The 16,082-nt window shown below is 63.2% G+C and carries 16 protein-coding genes and 2 pseudogenes; 14 read left to right on the top strand and 4 right to left on the bottom strand.

Features of this window, described 5'->3' with window-relative positions:
- Nucleotides 1–71: 71 nt before the first annotated feature.
- The gene (locus UP09_RS33930) at nucleotides 72–512 is read left to right on the top strand and encodes a DUF1489 family protein (RefSeq protein ID WP_044542616.1); all 441 of its coding nucleotides are present in this window, start codon (nucleotides 72–74) and stop codon (nucleotides 510–512) included.
- Here UP09_RS33930 and UP09_RS33925 read toward each other — a convergent pair.
- Together UP09_RS33925 and panC are read right to left on the bottom strand one after the other, a co-directional pair.
- Nucleotides 401–1,321 carry a hypothetical protein gene (locus UP09_RS33925; protein ID WP_063840170.1) on the bottom strand — a complete coding sequence of 307 codons (921 nt, stop codon included), beginning with the start codon at nucleotides 1,319–1,321 and terminating at the stop codon, nucleotides 401–403. The genes UP09_RS33930 and UP09_RS33925 overlap by 112 nt on opposite strands.
- Nucleotides 1,322–1,399: 78 nt before the next feature.
- On the bottom strand, nucleotides 1,400–2,251 hold the full coding sequence (gene panC, locus UP09_RS33920; RefSeq protein ID WP_044542615.1) for a pantoate--beta-alanine ligase: 852 nt from the start codon (nucleotides 2,249–2,251) through the stop codon (nucleotides 1,400–1,402).
- Nucleotides 2,252–2,476: 225 nt separating this feature from the next.
- Here panC and UP09_RS33915 point away from each other — a divergent pair, with 225 nt between their 5' ends.
- Entirely contained in the window at nucleotides 2,477–3,394 is a 918-nt protein-coding gene (locus UP09_RS33915; protein ID WP_044542614.1) for a division plane positioning ATPase MipZ, read from the top strand.
- 352 nt (nucleotides 3,395–3,746) lie between these two features.
- Here UP09_RS33915 and UP09_RS37295 read toward each other — a convergent pair.
- A pseudogene (locus UP09_RS37295) lies at nucleotides 3,747–3,872 on the bottom strand (transposase); the annotation flags it as partial.
- A gap of 445 nt (nucleotides 3,873–4,317) precedes the next feature.
- Between UP09_RS37295 and UP09_RS33910 the strand changes: the two are divergent.
- The 10 genes and pseudogenes from UP09_RS33910 (at nucleotide 4,318) to UP09_RS33865 (ending at nucleotide 12,690) form a co-directional block, all read left to right on the top strand.
- Complete coding sequence (locus UP09_RS33910; RefSeq protein WP_044542773.1) at nucleotides 4,318–5,052, top strand: SDR family NAD(P)-dependent oxidoreductase; 735 nt, start codon at nucleotides 4,318–4,320, stop codon at nucleotides 5,050–5,052.
- 84 nt (nucleotides 5,053–5,136) lie between these two features.
- Nucleotides 5,137–5,595, top strand: a complete 459-nt coding sequence (locus UP09_RS33905; protein ID WP_044542613.1) for a nuclear transport factor 2 family protein — start codon at nucleotides 5,137–5,139, stop codon at nucleotides 5,593–5,595.
- Between the two features lie 68 nt (nucleotides 5,596–5,663).
- Complete coding sequence (locus UP09_RS33900) at nucleotides 5,664–6,098, top strand: nuclear transport factor 2 family protein (RefSeq protein ID WP_044542612.1); 435 nt, start codon at nucleotides 5,664–5,666, stop codon at nucleotides 6,096–6,098.
- Entirely contained in the window at nucleotides 6,095–6,682 is a 588-nt protein-coding gene (locus UP09_RS33895; protein WP_044542611.1) for an NADPH-dependent FMN reductase, read from the top strand. Before UP09_RS33900 ends, UP09_RS33895 begins: the two co-directional genes overlap by 4 nt.
- Nucleotides 6,683–6,822: 140 nt before the next feature.
- Complete coding sequence (locus UP09_RS33890; protein ID WP_044542610.1) at nucleotides 6,823–7,455, top strand: class I SAM-dependent methyltransferase; 633 nt, start codon at nucleotides 6,823–6,825, stop codon at nucleotides 7,453–7,455.
- Nucleotides 7,419–7,709: pseudogene (locus tag UP09_RS33885) on the top strand (division plane positioning ATPase MipZ); the annotation flags it as partial. The gene UP09_RS33890 and the pseudogene UP09_RS33885, both read left to right, overlap by 37 nt.
- Nucleotides 7,710–7,811: 102 nt before the next feature.
- Nucleotides 7,812–8,945, top strand: coding sequence for an AraC family transcriptional regulator (locus UP09_RS33880; protein ID WP_044542772.1), 1,134 nt, complete (start codon nucleotides 7,812–7,814; stop codon nucleotides 8,943–8,945).
- Nucleotides 8,946–9,038: 93 nt separating this feature from the next.
- Nucleotides 9,039–11,036: a serine hydrolase gene (locus UP09_RS36550; protein ID WP_052833290.1), complete on the top strand. Its 1,998-nt coding sequence runs from the start codon at nucleotides 9,039–9,041 to the stop codon at nucleotides 11,034–11,036.
- A 180-nt stretch (nucleotides 11,037–11,216) separates the two neighbouring features.
- Nucleotides 11,217–11,753 carry a TetR/AcrR family transcriptional regulator gene (locus UP09_RS33870; RefSeq protein ID WP_245302322.1) on the top strand — a complete coding sequence of 179 codons (537 nt, stop codon included), beginning with the start codon at nucleotides 11,217–11,219 and terminating at the stop codon, nucleotides 11,751–11,753.
- A 70-nt stretch (nucleotides 11,754–11,823) separates the two neighbouring features.
- The gene (locus UP09_RS33865) at nucleotides 11,824–12,690 is read left to right on the top strand and encodes a DMT family transporter (protein ID WP_044542608.1); all 867 of its coding nucleotides are present in this window, start codon (nucleotides 11,824–11,826) and stop codon (nucleotides 12,688–12,690) included.
- 117 nt (nucleotides 12,691–12,807) lie between these two features.
- Here the strand turns inward: UP09_RS33865 and UP09_RS33860 are convergent, their stop codons facing one another.
- A complete protein-coding gene (locus tag UP09_RS33860; protein WP_044542607.1) occupies nucleotides 12,808–13,893 on the bottom strand; it encodes a zinc-binding dehydrogenase in 1,086 nt (361 codons plus the stop codon).
- Nucleotides 13,894–13,999: 106 nt separating this feature from the next.
- Between UP09_RS33860 and UP09_RS33855 the strand changes: the two genes are divergently transcribed.
- Both UP09_RS33855 and UP09_RS33850 read left to right on the top strand, forming a co-directional pair.
- A complete protein-coding gene (locus UP09_RS33855; RefSeq protein ID WP_044542769.1) occupies nucleotides 14,000–14,809 on the top strand; it encodes a helix-turn-helix transcriptional regulator in 810 nt (269 codons plus the stop codon).
- 299 nt (nucleotides 14,810–15,108) lie between these two features.
- Nucleotides 15,109–16,047 carry an alpha/beta fold hydrolase gene (locus tag UP09_RS33850; protein ID WP_044542606.1) on the top strand — a complete coding sequence of 313 codons (939 nt, stop codon included), beginning with the start codon at nucleotides 15,109–15,111 and terminating at the stop codon, nucleotides 16,045–16,047.
- The last annotated feature ends 35 nt before the right edge of the window (nucleotides 16,048–16,082 follow it).

Genomic DNA, 16,082 nt, shown 5'->3' with positions numbered 1-16,082 from the left:
GGGCGTTTGTCGCGAGGGAAAACCTGTCACGCTCCCTTTTCAAAGCCTGCGCCGGCCGCTAAATCCGGCGCATGCCGCTTCATCTCATCAAGCTTTCCGTCGGTTGCGAGTCAGTCAAGGAACTCAAGGGCTGGATCGCCGAACGGATGGCGACCGCGAAGAAAAAGGGCCTGCCGCTCCGTCACGTTCACGTCACGCGCATGACGCCGAAGCGCGACGCGGAGCTGCTCGCCGGCGGTTCGATTTATTGGGTGATCAAGGGCGAAATCGCCGCGCGCGAAAAGATCATCGCGATCGAGCCGTTCCGCGACAAGGACGGCATCGGACGCTGCCGCCTGGTCATGCAGCCCAAGCTCATCGCGGTCTCGCCGCGGCCGATGCGCCCCTTTCAGGGTTGGCGCTATCTGACCGCGGACTCGGCCCCGGCAGATCTCACCAAATCGAGCGCGGCCAGCGTGGCCTCGATGCCCGAGCCGATGCGCCGCGAGCTGCGCGACCTCGGATTGCTCTGAGCAATCGGATTGTTGTAAGCAATCGGATTGCTGTCGCGCGTCGTGTGTTTCGACGGCGTGACGAGATGCAGCCGGTTCCATTCGGATGCCGGGATCTCGACGGCATGCCCGTTCGTCGCATTGCTGTCGGCGATATCGATGAGCGCAGGCTCGACACCCATCTCGGTGAGATATTTCCGGAACTGGTCGGCGAATTTCACGCTGAGGTTCTCGCGCGCCTCGGCGGAGACGTTCGGCGCCAGCCGGTTGTGGATCGACATGCTGGTGACGACGACATGGCTGCCGGGGGGCAGGCTGCGATGCACGCCGCCCGCCAGCATCATGACGCAGGCAAGATCGCAGACGACGTCGGACACCTTCTCCTTGGCGTCCAGCGGCCCGCCCCGCCGCTTCAGCGCGAAACAATCCGCTTCGGTCTTACCGTTGCAGGCCTCGACCAGGGTCACCCCCACCGTGACGTCGATGCCGCGATCGCGCAGGATCCGGCCGATGCTGGCGGCGACATTGAGGTTGGACTCTCCCCGGCTATTGATCACCACCGGCAGCTTGCGGTCCGCCTGCCGATCGAGGATCGCGATGATCCGCTTGAAGGTATCGAACTGAATGGCGCCCTCGGCTGCAATCCAGTCCGAGCAGCCCGGGCCGCAGGCATCGGGGCCGCCATGCGCGACATAGAAGATCATCGCGTCCGGCGCTTGTCCGATGCCACCGATCGGCGGCCGGGTCTGGGCCTGGGCCAAGTCCTGCGTCATGCCGCCGGCCAGGAGCGCGATACCGAGAATGATGCCTTGCCTGAAATATCGGGACATGATGATCGCCTCTGAAAGCTGCGATCATCCACGGAGGGGCGGGGCCGCGCAAGCGCAACCCCGCGACCGTCGGGCCGCTTAGACCGCGATATTGTCGATCAGGCGGGTGCTGCCGATCCGCGCCGCCACCAGCATCCGCATCGGACCGTCCTTCAGCGAGGCGATCGGCGCCAGCGTGGCGGCGTGGCGGACCTCGAGATAGTCGAGCGCGAAACCGGCCTTGGTGATGTCAGCGGCGCCAGCCGCGACTGCGGTTGCGGTATCCGCGCCGGCGCGCAGGCGCCCTGCCGTTTCCTTCATCACCCGGTGGAGCTCGGGGGCGACACGGCGGTGCTCGACCGAGAGGTAGACGTTGCGCGAGGACATCGCCAGACCGTCGCGCTCGCGCACCGTCCGGGACCCGATCACCTTGACGCCGAGGTCGAGGTCGGCAGCCATCTGGCTCACCACCCGGAGCTGCTGGAAATCCTTCTCGCCGAAGATCGCAATGTCGGGCCGGCATTGCGTGAACAGCTTGCCGACCACGGTGGCGACGCCGCCGAAGAAATGCGGCCGGAACCGATCTTCCAGCCCGGCGATGGCCGGCCCCTCCGGCACGATCCGCGTGGCGAAGCCGTCCGGGTACATCGCCTTCAGCTCAGGGTGCCAGATCAGGTCGACGTCCTCGGCGGCGAGCCTGGCGATGTCGGCCTTCCAGGTGCGCGGATAGGAGCCGAAATCCTCTGTCGGCGCGAACTGCGTCGGGTTGACGAAGATCGAGACGATCACCCGCTTGGCGCGGCGTTTGGCGAGCCGCACCAGCGACACATGGCCGTCATGGAGGGCTCCCATGGTTGGGACCAGCGCGACCATCGCCTTCCTGGCGCGCATGATGTCGACGGTGCGACGCAGGGCGGGGACGGTACGGACGACAATGGGGGCTTGCGGCATCTGGTCTCGATCTCGTGAGCAAAGCTGGGTGGGAGAGTTGGCGTTCGGCAGGCTGGCGGAGTTTGCCAAGGCCGAAGCATTGCCGGCAAACCGGCGCGATCGACGCGGCCGTTTAGCTTGTGCGATTCATGATTAAGGACGGCAACGATTGATTTCGTATCGCTGTGATGCATTTCACTTGACCGTAGCCGCGCGCGATTTGAAGATATTGCCGGGGGTTGAGTCATGTTAGTGCAGGCCAGTCAGGGTCAATCCGGCTCCGCACATGTCGTTGTGCTGGGCAACGAGAAGGGCGGTTCGGGCAAGTCGACCACCGCCCTGCATATCGCTGTCGCCCTGATGAAGGCCGGACAGCGCGTCGCCAGCATCGATCTCGACTGCCGCCAGCAAAGCTTCACCCGTTACATCAACAACCGCCGGGCCTGGGCGCGCCGCTCCGGGCTCGATCTCGAACTCCCCGTGCACACCTGCATCACGTATGGCGAGACGATGCAGATCGAGGAGAACGAGAACGCCGAGTTCCAACAATTCATGGAAGCGGTGAGCGCGGTGGAACGCGCCTATGATTTCATCGTCATCGATACGCCTGGGGCGGACAGCTATCTGATGCGGCTGGCGCATTCGATGGCCGACACGCTGGTGACGCCGATCAACGACAGCTTCCTCGATTTCGACGTGCTGGGCACGGTCGATCCGGCGAACTATGCGGTTACCGGCGAGAGCCATTATGCGGAGATGGTGCGCGACGTCAGGCGCAAGCGCCGCCAGATCGACGGCGCCTCGACCGACTGGATCGTGGTCCGCAACCGGCTGTCGATGCTCGGCTCGCGCAACAAGCAGCTGGTCGCCGATGGCCTCAAGCAATTGTCGCTGCAACTCGGGTTCCGTTCGGTCGACGGCTTTGCCGAGCGGGTGGTCTATCGCGAATTCTTTCCGCGCGGCCTGACCGCGCTCGACGACATTGACGAGGTCACGCTCGGCAGACGCCCGAGCATGGGCCATGTCACCGCGCGCGAGGAGGTCATGAGCCTCTTGCGCCAGCTCAAGCTGCCGCTCGACGAGCGCGGCCGGCGCCGGGCCGCCAACCGGGCCGAATGGTTCAGCCAGGTCGACAAGCCGCTCGAAATTCACGACATCATCTGAGGCTGGGCGTCGGGTTGGCGCGAATGCGGGTCTTCGGGTCTTCGATTGCGGCGACAGTGCTGGACTGCACCCCTGATGTGAGACTCGAAGGTGCGAGCTGCCAAAACATCGAAAACAACCCCATGCAAAGTAGCTGGCGGCTGCCTGCATTCAACAAGCAACTTGACATGCCGGGCAACTCAGATGCACAATTCCATTATTCCGAAATAGCGCAGACGCTTCTTCCCCAACGCTCCACGGGCCAGGCTGCGGCTCCGATTGCCGCCAGATCATCACGTCGCAGTCGCGGACGAGTTTGTACCAAACACCCGCGCGGCACGGGGCGGGGGCGCTTAGCCTGCGCATCTGCCGCATCATGACCGGCGGCCAGCGCATCCATGATCCGGTTCCGGACGCCAGCCCGCCGCCACCGCACGAAGCGATTGTAACGTGTGGTGCGGGGACCATAGGTCTCGGGCAGGTCGCGCCACGGAGCACCTGGCAGGGCTGCTCTGAACTGCACCGCGCCACCTTAGTGATACGGAGCACCTGTCTGCGAATTTCGAGTCATCACTTTCCCAATGTGAGCAAAATCGACCATCTGTGCGGTAGCGTAAATGCCAGACTAAGCTCATCACCGCGCGGCCCTCGGAATCTATCGGTGATGAGAACGCCAGTATGCGCCCCGCCTCTCTTCTTCAGGAATGGAGCAGCGCCGCGCAGCAGGCAGTACGGGCGGTAATCATAGCCTATGTCGACGAGCGCGCCCCAATTCCGAACGGCGGACACCGATCGTCGCGGCTGGCGTCAATCATCCAGCCGGATCGATTTTGCACCACCAATGTGCGCGCTTCCGCACTCACCGCCTGACTTCAGCGAACCCATGTTGAGGCTCTCGGGGGGACAGCCAAAGACCCGAGATGGCGAAACGAAGGATGCACGACATGACCAGATTGAATGGAAAGACCGCCGTCATCACGGGCGGCGCTACCGGCATCGGCCGTGCCGCAGCAAAGCGCTTCATCGAGGAGGGCGCCTTCGTCTTCATCTTCGGCCGCCGGCAGGAGGCGCTCGACGCTGCTGTGGCCGACCTTGGGCCCAATGCCCGCGCGGTGAAGGGCTCAGTCTCCGATCTGGCCGACCTTGACCGACTCTACGCGGCGGTGAAGGCCGAGCGCGGGACCCTCGACATTGTCTTAGCCAATGCCGGGGCGGGAAGCCCGCTTCCGCTCGGCAAGATCACCGCCAAGCACATTGACGAAACCTTCGACACCAATGTGAAGGGTACGATCTTCACGGTCCAGAAGGCGCTGCCACTGATGGGCCAGGGCGGTTCGATCATCCTGACTGGATCGAGCGCCGGCACCACGGGCGCCCCTGGAATGAGCGCCTACAGCGCGAGCAAAGCGGCAGTGCGCAACCTCGCGCGCACCTGGGCGGAGGACCTGAAGGGCACCGGCATCCGGGTAAACGTGCTGTCGCCCGGGGCGACTGCGACCGAACTCGCGAAGGCAGCGCTCGGCGAGGAGGGCCAGAAGGTCTACGCCTCGATGACTCCGCTCCAGCGCATGGCCGATCCGTCGGAGATTGCGGCAGCGGCTGCCTTTCTTGCATCGTCGGACAGCAGCTTCATGACCGCCAGCGAGGTCGCCGTCGACGGCGGCCTGGCGCAACTCTGACACGCCACGCCCGGCCGGTCGCTAACAGTGAAAGCAATAGAGTAGATCGGAGACGAACCGAAGTAAGGAAGAGGAGAGACTTCAATGAGCATCGAGAAGAATGTACAGGTTGTGAAGGATTTTTTTGCAGCAATGGGCCGCGGCGATAAGCAAGGGCTGCTGGCGTTGTCTGCCGAAGATATTGAGTGGATCATTCCGGGAAAGGACTGGCCGCTGGCCGGAACGTATCGCGGGCACGCGGGATTGATGGCTTTGCTTCAGAAGGCTTCCGAAACGGTTGAAACTTCAACAGAGCCCTCCGAATACGTAGCGCAGGGAGACCGGGTTCTGGTCGTCGGCGTCGCTAAGGGGAAAATCAAAGCCACGAATAAGACGTTCAAGGACGATTGGATTTTCGCCATTACCGTTCGAAGTGGCAAAGTGACGAATATCCAGGAATATGTCGACACGCAAGCACTGGCGCGGGCCTCCGAGATGGATGCGAGCCCAGGCCCTCGCACATCGAAACCGGTACCACACGAAACGATTCGTAAAGTCAGCTGATACGTTGAACAGCGGCAACGCCTTGCCGAAGCACCAATGGAGGTAACCAACTCCAGAGAGGATCGATTATGCTCGATCATGAAAAGCTTATCAGAAAGCTCTACACCTACGGAGAGGGGCAAGGAATAGATACGCAGAAGTTTGTCTCCATGTTCTCTGACGAAGGATACATGTTGGATATGGCTTCCGGCACGAAGTTCCGCGGGAAGGCCATTGGCGACTCCATTGCCCGCTTAGCAAGTGCATTCCCCGACCTTCACCGTGAGTTACTTAGCATCTACGTCGCGGAGAACGTCGTCGTTGTCGAACTCGCAGTTCGGGGAACGCATAAAGGTGAGATGCCCCTTGCTTCTGGAACTCTAGCTCCCACGGGCAAGGCAATAGATGTTCCGTGTTGCGATGTTTTCCACGTCGAGAGTGGGAAGGTTAGTTCTTTTCATTGCTACAACTTGCCGTCCGCAATGCTGCAGCAACTTGGCGAAAAAGATATGAGGTTATCGTGACCACCAAACCCCGTATCGCCATCGTGATTGGCTCGACCCGGCCCGGTCGGTACGCCGACAAGGCCGCTGGCTGGATGCTGAAACAGACCCAGGCCCGTGACGACATCGAGGCGGAGCTTGTCGACCTTCGCGACCATCCGATGCCCTTCTTCGATGAGAAGGGGCCGCCTATGTCGACGCCCAGCAAGAACGCCGAGACATTACGCTGGCAGAAGACACTCGCCCGATACGACGGCTTCGTTTTCGTGGTGGCCGAATACAACAGCTCGGTCACGGGTGTGCTGAAGAATGCACTCGACCAAGCCTATAAGGAGTGGGGACGGAAGCCGTTCACTGCCATTGGTTACGGCGGGGCCGGAGCGGCGCGGGCGATTGAGCATCTACGTCAAATCACGAGTGCGCTGCGAATGGTTTCGACCGCCGCCACCGTCAACATTGGTGGTGCCGATTTCATGTTGACCTCCCCGATGGGTGCAAACAAGCCCATCGAAGACATCGAGGCACACCTGCTTGCCTCCACGAAGTCGGCTTTGGATGAACTCGTCTGGTGGGCCCACGCGACGATGGCGGCGAAAGCCGCTTAAAAGTTTATAGCGGCGCGACCCGAACGAGCTGGCGGCGTAGCGCTGGCCATCTGCGGCCATCGGGTAGACGGTGGATCAGCCATGCATCGCCTCTCGCACGCCGCGCGCTCGTCGAATGCCCAACCGCAACGGAGATCCCAATGTACGACCAATCCAAGCTATCCGAGTTGATCCGGTTCGCACGTGTAGATGCGGGCTCCATCGTCATTGACGTTTACCCAGGCGACGGCGACTGGACGCGCCTGTTCTCCGACGTCGTGGGGCCCGAAGGACGGGTCTTCAGCTTCGTGCCGACCGAAATCGCCGACTTAAAGAACGATCAGGTCGGCCGCATGCGGACGCTCGCGAAGGAGCCGGGCCGAGAGAACGTCGAAGCCGTCTCAGCGGACCTCGTCGCGATGCCGGAGGCCACGAAATCATCGGATGTCCTGTGGCTGCACCTGTTCTACCACGATCTCCACACTGCGCTGATCCGGGCCAGGGGCGCGACAGCGGCCCAATTCAATCGAGCTGTCTACGAGCGGCTGAAGCGCGGTGGGTCCTACGTCATCGTAGACCACGCCGCCGCCGTCGGGGCGGGCACGAGCGACGCCCAGTCGCTGCATCGGATTGAGCCTGCATCCGTTCGCGAGGAGGTGGAGGCGGCCGGCTTCGTGCTGGACGCGGAAAGCAGCATGCTCGCGAACAAGGACGATCCGCACTCGATCAAGGTGTTCGATCCGTCGATCAAGGGTGAGACCGATCGCTTCGTCTATCGGTTCGTGAAGCCCTGACAGGTCCCGGTGGCGACTTCATGTCGACCTCCCCAATTCCGCGCGGCCTGACCGCGCTCGACGACATCGACGAGGCGACGCTGGGCCGGCGCCCGCGCATGGGCCATGTCACCGCGCGCGAGGAGGTCATGAGCCTGCTGCGCCAGCTCAAGCTCCCGTTCGACGAGCGCGGCCGCCGCCGCGCCGCCAACCGGGCCGAGTGGTTCAATCAGGTCGACAAGCCGCTCGAAGTTCACGACATCCTCGGCAGCTAGGCGGCGAAGCGCCGGCGGCCAGCTTCGACGCAGCGCTTGATGCGCCGAAGCCTTCCCCTGTAAGCCTTGTCCTCCAGACTTCCGGATGGAGTGATCCCGATCGTGAGCAGCAGCGCGTTGATAGCGATCGATCTGGGTTGTCGGGGCGCTGCCGTCGGATTGGCGTTGCTGATCGCAGGCGTGTTGCTGCGCGACCGCAGGGACACGGCGGCGCGTCTGAGCGCCGCGCTGCTGATCGCCGTCGCGGCCTCCGCGATTTCCGAGGCGCCGGGATTTCCGCGGCCGTGGCCCTATTGGGCCCTGATCCTGGCCGCCCTGTCCAGCAGCGGGGCGGTCCTGCTCTGGCTCTGGGCGCGCGCGACCTTCGATGACGAATTCGTGCTGCGGCCCTGGCATGGCGCCTTGCTGGTCGCCATTGTCGGCACGCAATTGTTTGACCTCTGGCCCGCAAGAGGCGTGCTCAGAGGCGACCTCGATCGACCGCTGGCGTTGGTCTATCTCGGCCTCGCTCTCTTGGCTGCGGCGCAGACACTCGCGACATGGCGACTGGACCTGGTGGCCGGACGGCGGCGGTTGCGCGCCGTCGTACTGGTCGGCGCGGTGACCTACAGCGTCGCAGGGTTTTTTCAGGGCCTTTGGGCCGCCTCGGTTTCTGGCTCCTCCGTTTGGAGTCTCGCCAACGCGGTCGGGCTGTGGGTGCTGCTGAGCCTCAGTGGATGGAGCCTGTTTCAGGCGGCCAGAATGCAGCAGGCATCCGCCCTTCTGCCGACCACGCACAGGGTTCCGGGCGAGACCAGCGCTGTGGCACCTGGACAGGACATGCCCCCCGCAGTCGACCCGGAATTGTTGCGCCGGCTGCAACGGCTGATGACCGTGGAGCGCGCCTATCGGCGCGAAGGACTGACCATCGGCTCGTTGTCCGCCGAGCTCGGCGTTCAGGAATACCGGCTGCGGCAGTTGATCAATGAAGGGCTGGGGCACCGCAACTTCAATGCTTTCCTCAATCACTACCGGATTGAGGATGCCAGTACGGCCCTGGCCGATTCCGGACAAAAGCAGGTGCCGGTGCTGACGATCGCGATGGACGCCGGATTCCAGTCGATCGGCCCGTTCAACCGGGCCTTCAAGGCGGCCACCGACCTGACCCCCACCGAATTCCGGCGCCTTGCGCTCGCTAAGCAGGCGTCCCGGCCGGGCAAACCGGATGATGACCCAGGAATCGGCCAGCCGGGCTGAGGAATCGGCCAGCCGAATTCCGGACCCGGCGAGAGCGCACGGAAAATATCGGATAGATTCTCCCGCGGCTGTGGTCATGGCGGAGACGTCGGGATGAAACGCATCGCATCGATATGGACGGTTGCCATCGCGCTTTGCCTATCGGGCGCGGCGCTCGCCGATGACCTCGCGGCGCCGGGCGATGCCAAAAGTCTGGGATTCTCGGCCGCGCGCCTGGCGCGGATCGCGCCCTGGTACGAAGCGCGCTTCGCTTCCTTCCCGCCGTCGGACGGCCTCCTTCCTGGCGCAGTCGTCGCCATCGCCAAGGGCGGCAAGCTGGCCTATCTGCAGGCCATCGGATTTCAGGACCGCGCCAAGACTGTCCCGATGAAGACGAATTCGATCTTCTGGATCGCCTCGATGACCAAGCCGGTGACAAGTGTCGCCGCGATGATCCTGGTCGATGACGGCAAGCTCGAGCTCGACGCATCAGTCGGCCGTTATCTGCCCGAGCTCGCGGATATGCGGGTCGCGACGATCGACCTAGCCACTGGCAAGGCCGGGCTCGATCCGCCCAAACGCCCGATGACGGTCCGGGACCTGCTGCGCCATACGTCCGGTCTGATTTATCCGGAAATGGATTTTGCCTATCCGGAACGCGGCCTTTCAAACGCAACCGCCGAATTCGCGATCCACGCGATCCACGCGATCTATGGCTGGAAGGTCTTTGGCTGGAATGGCGCGTACCGACGCGACAAGACGCTGGCGGATTTCGTGTCCAGCCTGGCTGGCCTGCCGCTCGCCCATCAACCCGGCGAGGTCCATGAATATGGCTGGAGCGCCGACGTGCTGGGCCGGGTCGTCGAAGTGGCGTCCGGACAGCCGCTCGACCAGTTCATGCAGAGTCGCATCTTCGCGCCGCTGCATATGGTCGACACCGGCTTTTACGTGCCGAAGGACAAGCTCGACCGTCTGGTCGATTCTCCGATGCCGGAACGGCCGCCGATCTGGGACGTCACGACGCCAGCAAAACTGTTTTCCGGCGGCGGCGGCCTGGTGTCGACCGCGCCCGACTACCTCCGCTTCTCCCAAATGCTTCTCAATGACGGCGAGCTTGATGGCGTACGCGTGCTCAGCGCGCAGGCGGTGAAAGCGATGACGACGCCCGCATTGTCGCCGGATGTCAGAATCTTTGGCGGAGACGAGGTTGGCGGCCGCGCCGGAACAAGCTTCGGACTTGGCTTCGGCATCCGCACCAATCCTGTCTACAGCTGGATTCCGGGCGCGCCCGGAAGCTTTTCCTGGGCCGGACTGTGGGGCACCTATTTCTGGATCGATCCGGCGGAGAAATTGATCGGCCTCCAGATGGTCCAGGCGACGCCCGGCAGCAAAGGGCGCGGCGCGGTGATGTATGCCGGGATCAATCATCTCACCTATGGCGCATTGACGATTCCCGAGCCGCCCGCTTCCGCGGCGCCGGCGGGTGTAAGCCCGGAAGCGCTCGCCGATTATGTCGGGACCTATGACTTCGGCTCCTCGGTGAGCTCGCGCGACCGGCAAGGCCTGGCCGACGGCAAGAACGGATGGCTTGGCATCGAGTCCTTCGTCGCCATGGAGCCGGAAGGCCTGAGGATCAACAAGCCGACATCAGGCGCCCCCGCGACCAGAGCCGGCGTGATGGTGGGCGATCTCATCACGCAACTCGATGATACGCCGTTGAAGGGCCTTACGCTCACTGAGGCGCTGGCGAGGCTGCGAGGGCCGGCCGGCACGACGATCAGGATTAAAATCGTCCGCGAGGGCCAGGACAACGCAACCGATCTCAGCGTCGTGAGAGCTGCCCGCCGCGCCAATGCGGTCCAGCTTCAGGTTCGCTTCGCGCAAGGCAAGCTGGTTGCGGAGGCGGTGGGGGCCTGGCCGATCCTCGAATTCGAGAAAGGCAAGGCGACGCCACTGGTGGCGACATCGAGCAATGAATTCACGGTCGACGACGAAGATCATACAAGGATCGCGTTCGTCAGAGATGCGGCGGGCAAAGTCTCTGGGCTCATCCTGAATTCCGGGCCTTGGGAGCAGAAGGCGGCGATGATCGCGTCAGATTTGATCCACTAGTTCGGCTTCAGCACCGTCATCCTGAACGGGGCGCCGCCGCTAGATGGCCCGCGTGGCGGTGGTCACTTGCTATTTAAAGACCGATTGGTCTATATATCAGCAATGAGACACCAAGCCCCAGTGCAATTACCCCGTGGCCGCCCCCGAAGTTTCGACGCGGAAGCCGCTGTCGAACGCGCGATGGGCGTATTCTGGTCGCGCGGCTATCACGCCACGGCGCTCCCGGACCTCCTGCGTGCGACGAAGCTCTCGCGTGGCAGCCTTTATGCCGCGTTCGGTGACAAGCACTCGCTCTTCCTGCGCGCGCTCGATCGCTACATTGCCATTGCCTTGGCGCGGATGGATATCGAACTCGACCACCGCAGAGAGCCGGTCGACGGCCTGCGGGCCTATCTTGCCGGCTATGTTGACCGCAACAGCGGTGCCAATGGTCGGCGGGGATGCCTGCTGGTAGCCACAGCCATGGAACTGGCTGGCCGTGATGCTGACGTTGATCGTCGCATCGGGAGCTTTTTCAGAGACATGGAGGCTCGGGTGGCTGGTGCACTTTCCCGTGCGAAGGCAGCGGGCAGATTGGCCGATGGTGTCGAGCCTTCGAGTGCTGCGCGCATTCTCGTCTGTTTCGTCGAGGGCCTGCGGGTGGTCGGTAAAACGGCACCGACACGGATCATTTCGCAAGCCACCGTTGACGCTTTTCTCGACCGCTTCATCAGGTAGACAAACTATGGACGCCTCCGCTGTTGGCGCGTCTATATCTGGACCGAATGGTCTTGAAAGGAAGAATGCCATGTCTCCGATCCAGATCGTCTGCGCGGTGGCCGTCCCCTTGCTCTGGGGTTATCAGTTCGTGGCCATCAAGGTGGGCGTTATGGAGTTTCCGCCTCTGTTCTTCCTCGGACTGCGCTTCCTGGCCATCGCGCTGCTGCTTATTCCGTTCGTCAAAAGGCCGACACGTCAACAGTTCGGCCCTGTCGCAGCTATTTCGGTTTTCCTTGGTGGACTAAACTTCGGGCTGTTCTATGTTGGCCTTGGGCTCGGCTCGGGAAGCATATCGGCCGTCGCATATCAACTCGCTCCGCCCTTCACCGTCCTGCTGGCGTGGCCGCTGCTCGCGGAGAGGCCGTCTCTCACGACGTCCGCCGGTGTGGTGCTTGCATTCGTCGGCGTGGTCGTGTTGGCAGCGGGGCCTGGCCTGTCGGCAAACGCGCTTCCGTTGCTGCTTGTGGTCGGGGCAGCCTTCGCGTTCGCGGTGTCCAACGTCTTGACGAAGCGCTACGGCCCTTTTGATCCCCTGATGTTGATGGGGTGGTTGTCGCTGCTCACGGTGCCGCAGGTCATGTTGATGTCGTTGCTGCTTGAACATGGACAACTGGCGAGCCTTATCACGGCGGATGAACGTGGTTGGCTGGCACTCGCCTACACAATTTTCATCGGAGGAATCGTCGGGTTTGGCCTTTGGTTCTGGCTGATCGGGCGTTGCTCCATGGGCCGCGTCGCACCCTTCGGCCTGCTGCTTCCGGTGTTCGCCCTGATGTCGAGCGTCTTGTTCCTTGGCGACCCTATGACCCCCAAGCTGATCGTCGGTGGGCTGCTCGCGATCTCGGGCGTCGCCATGACGCAAGTGAGACCAAGTGCTCGAGCAAATTTGACTTAGGGGTCGCGTCACGGCGACTTCCGAGTTTGGCCCATCGCTTCATTTCGCTGCTGCACAGCGACCGAGTCGTGTCAGGAGCAAAGCAGACTCCAACATCGATGCGTCATGCCGCCAAGTTTATGAGTTCGGCGTCAGCACCGTCATCCTGAACGGCCCGCCATTGGCGGCGGCGTGCGCCACCGCGTCATTGGCGTGGTCGAGGTCGAATGTCGTCACCTCGAACTGATCGAGTTGCAACAGTCCTGCCCGGATCAGATTGACCATGCCGAAGGTCGCCTCCGGCGGACACATCCAGACGCCGTGGATGGTGATGCATTGGCGCATGATCCAGGGGTAGGGCAGGTCGAGCCCGGCGCCGCCCAGCATCCCGACACCGCCCATCAGCACGACGCGTCCATAAGGCCGCACCGCCATCACGGCGGCGCGCACCGTCGTGGTCGTGACCGACGGCGGCATCAGGTCGAGTACGAGGTCGATCGGGCCGGGGGCCGCCTGCCGCATGCGCTGCCGATCATCCTCTTCGTTACCGCTGAGTTCCACGGGACGAACGCGCGGGCCGAAACGCCGGACAAGATCGGCCAACATCTTTTCGTTGCGGCCGGGCGCGACCACGCAGGCCGCTCCCATCGCAAGCGCGACCGCGACCGCCGCGCTGCCGAAATGCCCCGTCGCGCCGGAGACCAGCACCGTTTCGCCGGGTTGCAATCGCGCCGCGAGGAAGCCGCCATACGGCACGAGGCAGGCGTTGAGCGCGCACCAGGCTGGCGCGTCGGCGGCGTCGATTGCGCCGATCCGCTTGACGTTCTCGGTCGGCAGCAAGGTCTGCTCGGCGAACGAGCCGTGGCGGAAGTGCCGCTGCAATTTGAGGCCGCCTTCGCCGCGCGCGCTCCAGCCCTGCAGCGTGATGTCGGGCGAGATGCTGTCGTCACGCGAGCGGAAGGTCGGATCGCAGAACACCCAGTCGCCGACGGCCAGATGGGTCGCGTCGGGACCCGTGGCACGCACCCGCCCGATGCCGCCGGGGCCGGGCACTGCCGGCAGCTCGAGCAGATATTTGCGTGCGCCGCTGAACACCTCGTCGGTGTAGGACAGCACCGGCGCCGCCATCACGTCGACGATGACCTCACCCGTGCCGATGCGAGGGGCGGGCACGTCCTCGATCGCGAGCGCCGAACCGAATGACTTCAAGACTGCTGCTTTCATGGGTCTCATCCCTGGTTGAGACCAGATGATCGTCAGCGCGGTTGCGGTCAGCAAGACCTGGTATTATCCTAGGATTACCGGACCCACGTTTGATGGCAGGATCGCGATGGCGGGCGCGCAGCAAAGCGAGCTTCATACTGAACTTGGCGATTTCCTCCGCTCGCGACGGCAGAAACTGACGCCGAAGCAGATGGGCATCGCCGCAGGCCGGCGCCGGCGCACGCCGGGCCTGCGCCGCGAGGAAGTCGCCGAGCTCGCCGGCATCGGCGTCGACTGGTACATCCGGCTCGAGCAGGGCCGCTCGGTCAGCCCCTCCGTCACCACGATCGACGCATTGGCGCGGGCGCTGCGCCTGAGCAAGGCCGAGCATGCCCATCTGCGCGCGCTGACCCGCGACGGCGATCGCCGGCCGTTCGCGCCGGAGGTTGTCCCGCCGGCGATCTGGCGCACCGTCGAGAGCCTGAACCAGCCGGCCTATGTCACAGGCCGGCGCTGGGACGTTCTTGTCTGGAACGCAGCCGCCGAGGACATCTTTGGCTTTGGCAAGCTGCCGGAGGCGGATCGCAACGTGCTGATCTGTGTGCTGGCCAACCCGGCGACACGGCGTCTGTTCGGCGCCGGCTGGGCCGACGAGGCGCGGCGGATGGTGGCCCAGTTCCGCGCCACCCACGACCTCTGGGCCGGGGATCCGGCGTTCCGCGAGCTTTTGGCGCGCTTGCGAGCCGGCTGCCCGGAATTCGAGGGCTGGTGGGGGGCGCACGATGTCCGCAGCGTCAGCGCCGGGTACAAGCTCATAAAGCATCCCCGGCGTGGCCAGCTCCGGCTGGAATATGCCAGCTTCCAGGCCAACGACGATCCGGCACTGAAGCTCGTCATTTATACCGAAGCTCCGGCAAAACCCGTAGTCGCACGGTGATTTCCGTCACGGAGTTGTCAAAAAAGCGGAACAAAGCTGCCCCCGCCAGGGTTTTCCCTCTACTTTTAGCGACAGGTCGAACCCAGCGTTGAGAGCCTGCGTCGTAGGTTCCAGGAGGTACGATTTTCCGGAAACGTGTGCGATTGCACAATGTATGGGTGCATCGCACAATGAACATGCTGCGGAATCACAACATTTAGACTTCCTGTCACGTCGGCGTGACATATATGCTGAAGAAGGAGACCGAAGAGTCTCCGGGCGAAAAATAGCCCTTGGTTGGCGGGCGCCTTGAGGACGTCATGAAACGTGGAATTGCCGTTCTGCTTTCTCTCTCCGTGGTGGTCACTGCCGCGTACTTCACCGCGAGCAAGTGGGCGATCCGTCACGAGACCTTCACATTCAAGGATCCGACTCGCGATGAGCGCGTGGTCGCGGTCGACGTGGCGGTGCGCCGCGATAAGGTGATGCAGGCCGACGCCGGCATGATCACGCTGCCGGTGGCGATCCTCAATCATGGCAATACCGTCAAATTCACCGAATATTCCTTCCTCGCGAACGTGTTCGCGGCGCGCGGCTATCTGGCGGTCAGCATCCAGAACGACTTGCCCTCGGATGGGCCGATGGTGACCAAGGTCGGCGAGATCTTTGTCGGCCGTTTGCCGCAGTATCAGCGCGGCATCACCAACATCAAATTCGCCATCGAAGAAATGAAGAAGGTCGAGCCGAACGCGGACTACAGCAAGCTGACGATGGTCGGCCATTCGAATGGCGGCGACATCGCGATGTATTTCGCCAAGCAGTATCCGGACGAGATCAAGAAGGTTGTGACGCTCGACAATCTGCGCGTGCCGTTCATGACCGACGGCAAGTTCAAGATCCTGTCGTTCCGCTCCCACGACTCGCAGTTCAAGCCCGATCCCGGCGTCGTGCCGGACGCGGAGGAATGCGAGAAGGCGGGTATCACCGTCGTGAACACCAACTTCCAGCATAACGACATGCGCGACACCGGCCCGGACGCTGCCAAGAACTCGATCCAGGCCATGCTCGATAAATTCCTCGCCGACACCGACAGCGATGTCGCGCCGGTCGACACCAGGAACGCGCCGCCGAAGATTTTGGAGCCGGGTCCGGTTTCGCTCTACGTGCCGGTCGAGAAGCCGCAGACCTTGACCGAGAAGGTCAAGAAGGCGCTGACCGTGAAGAAGACCGAGAAGGATCCATCCTCGGCGACGAATTGATTTTGGCTGCCCGGCGTCGGTCCGGGCAGGTCCGC

The organism is Bradyrhizobium sp. LTSP885, assembly GCF_000938305.1.
In the GTDB taxonomy this organism is placed as follows: domain Bacteria; phylum Pseudomonadota; class Alphaproteobacteria; order Rhizobiales; family Xanthobacteraceae; genus Bradyrhizobium.
This window is presented reverse-complemented; position numbering and strand designations above follow the sequence as displayed.

Coding starts and splice junctions, on each gene's coding strand:
- UP09_RS33905 (WP_044542613.1), top strand. CDS start 5,137: ATGAGCATCGAGAAGAATGTACAGGTTGTGAAGGATTTTTTTGCAGCA.
- UP09_RS36550 (WP_052833290.1), top strand. CDS start 9,039: ATGAAACGCATCGCATCGATATGGACGGTTGCCATCGCGCTTTGCCTA.
- UP09_RS33900 (WP_044542612.1), top strand. CDS start 5,664: ATGCTCGATCATGAAAAGCTTATCAGAAAGCTCTACACCTACGGAGAG.
- UP09_RS33855 (WP_044542769.1), top strand. CDS start 14,000: ATGGCGGGCGCGCAGCAAAGCGAGCTTCATACTGAACTTGGCGATTTC.
- UP09_RS33870 (WP_245302322.1), top strand. CDS start 11,217: ATGGGCGTATTCTGGTCGCGCGGCTATCACGCCACGGCGCTCCCGGAC.
- UP09_RS33910 (WP_044542773.1), top strand. CDS start 4,318: ATGACCAGATTGAATGGAAAGACCGCCGTCATCACGGGCGGCGCTACC.
- UP09_RS33915 (WP_044542614.1), top strand. CDS start 2,477: ATGTTAGTGCAGGCCAGTCAGGGTCAATCCGGCTCCGCACATGTCGTT.
- UP09_RS33930 (WP_044542616.1), top strand. CDS start 72: ATGCCGCTTCATCTCATCAAGCTTTCCGTCGGTTGCGAGTCAGTCAAG.
- panC (WP_044542615.1), bottom strand. CDS start 2,251: ATGCCGCAAGCCCCCATTGTCGTCCGTACCGTCCCCGCCCTGCGTCGC.
- UP09_RS33850 (WP_044542606.1), top strand. CDS start 15,109: ATGAAACGTGGAATTGCCGTTCTGCTTTCTCTCTCCGTGGTGGTCACT.
- UP09_RS33865 (WP_044542608.1), top strand. CDS start 11,824: ATGTCTCCGATCCAGATCGTCTGCGCGGTGGCCGTCCCCTTGCTCTGG.
- UP09_RS33925 (WP_063840170.1), bottom strand. CDS start 1,321: ATGTCCCGATATTTCAGGCAAGGCATCATTCTCGGTATCGCGCTCCTG.
- UP09_RS33890 (WP_044542610.1), top strand. CDS start 6,823: ATGTACGACCAATCCAAGCTATCCGAGTTGATCCGGTTCGCACGTGTA.
- UP09_RS33860 (WP_044542607.1), bottom strand. CDS start 13,893: ATGAAAGCAGCAGTCTTGAAGTCATTCGGTTCGGCGCTCGCGATCGAG.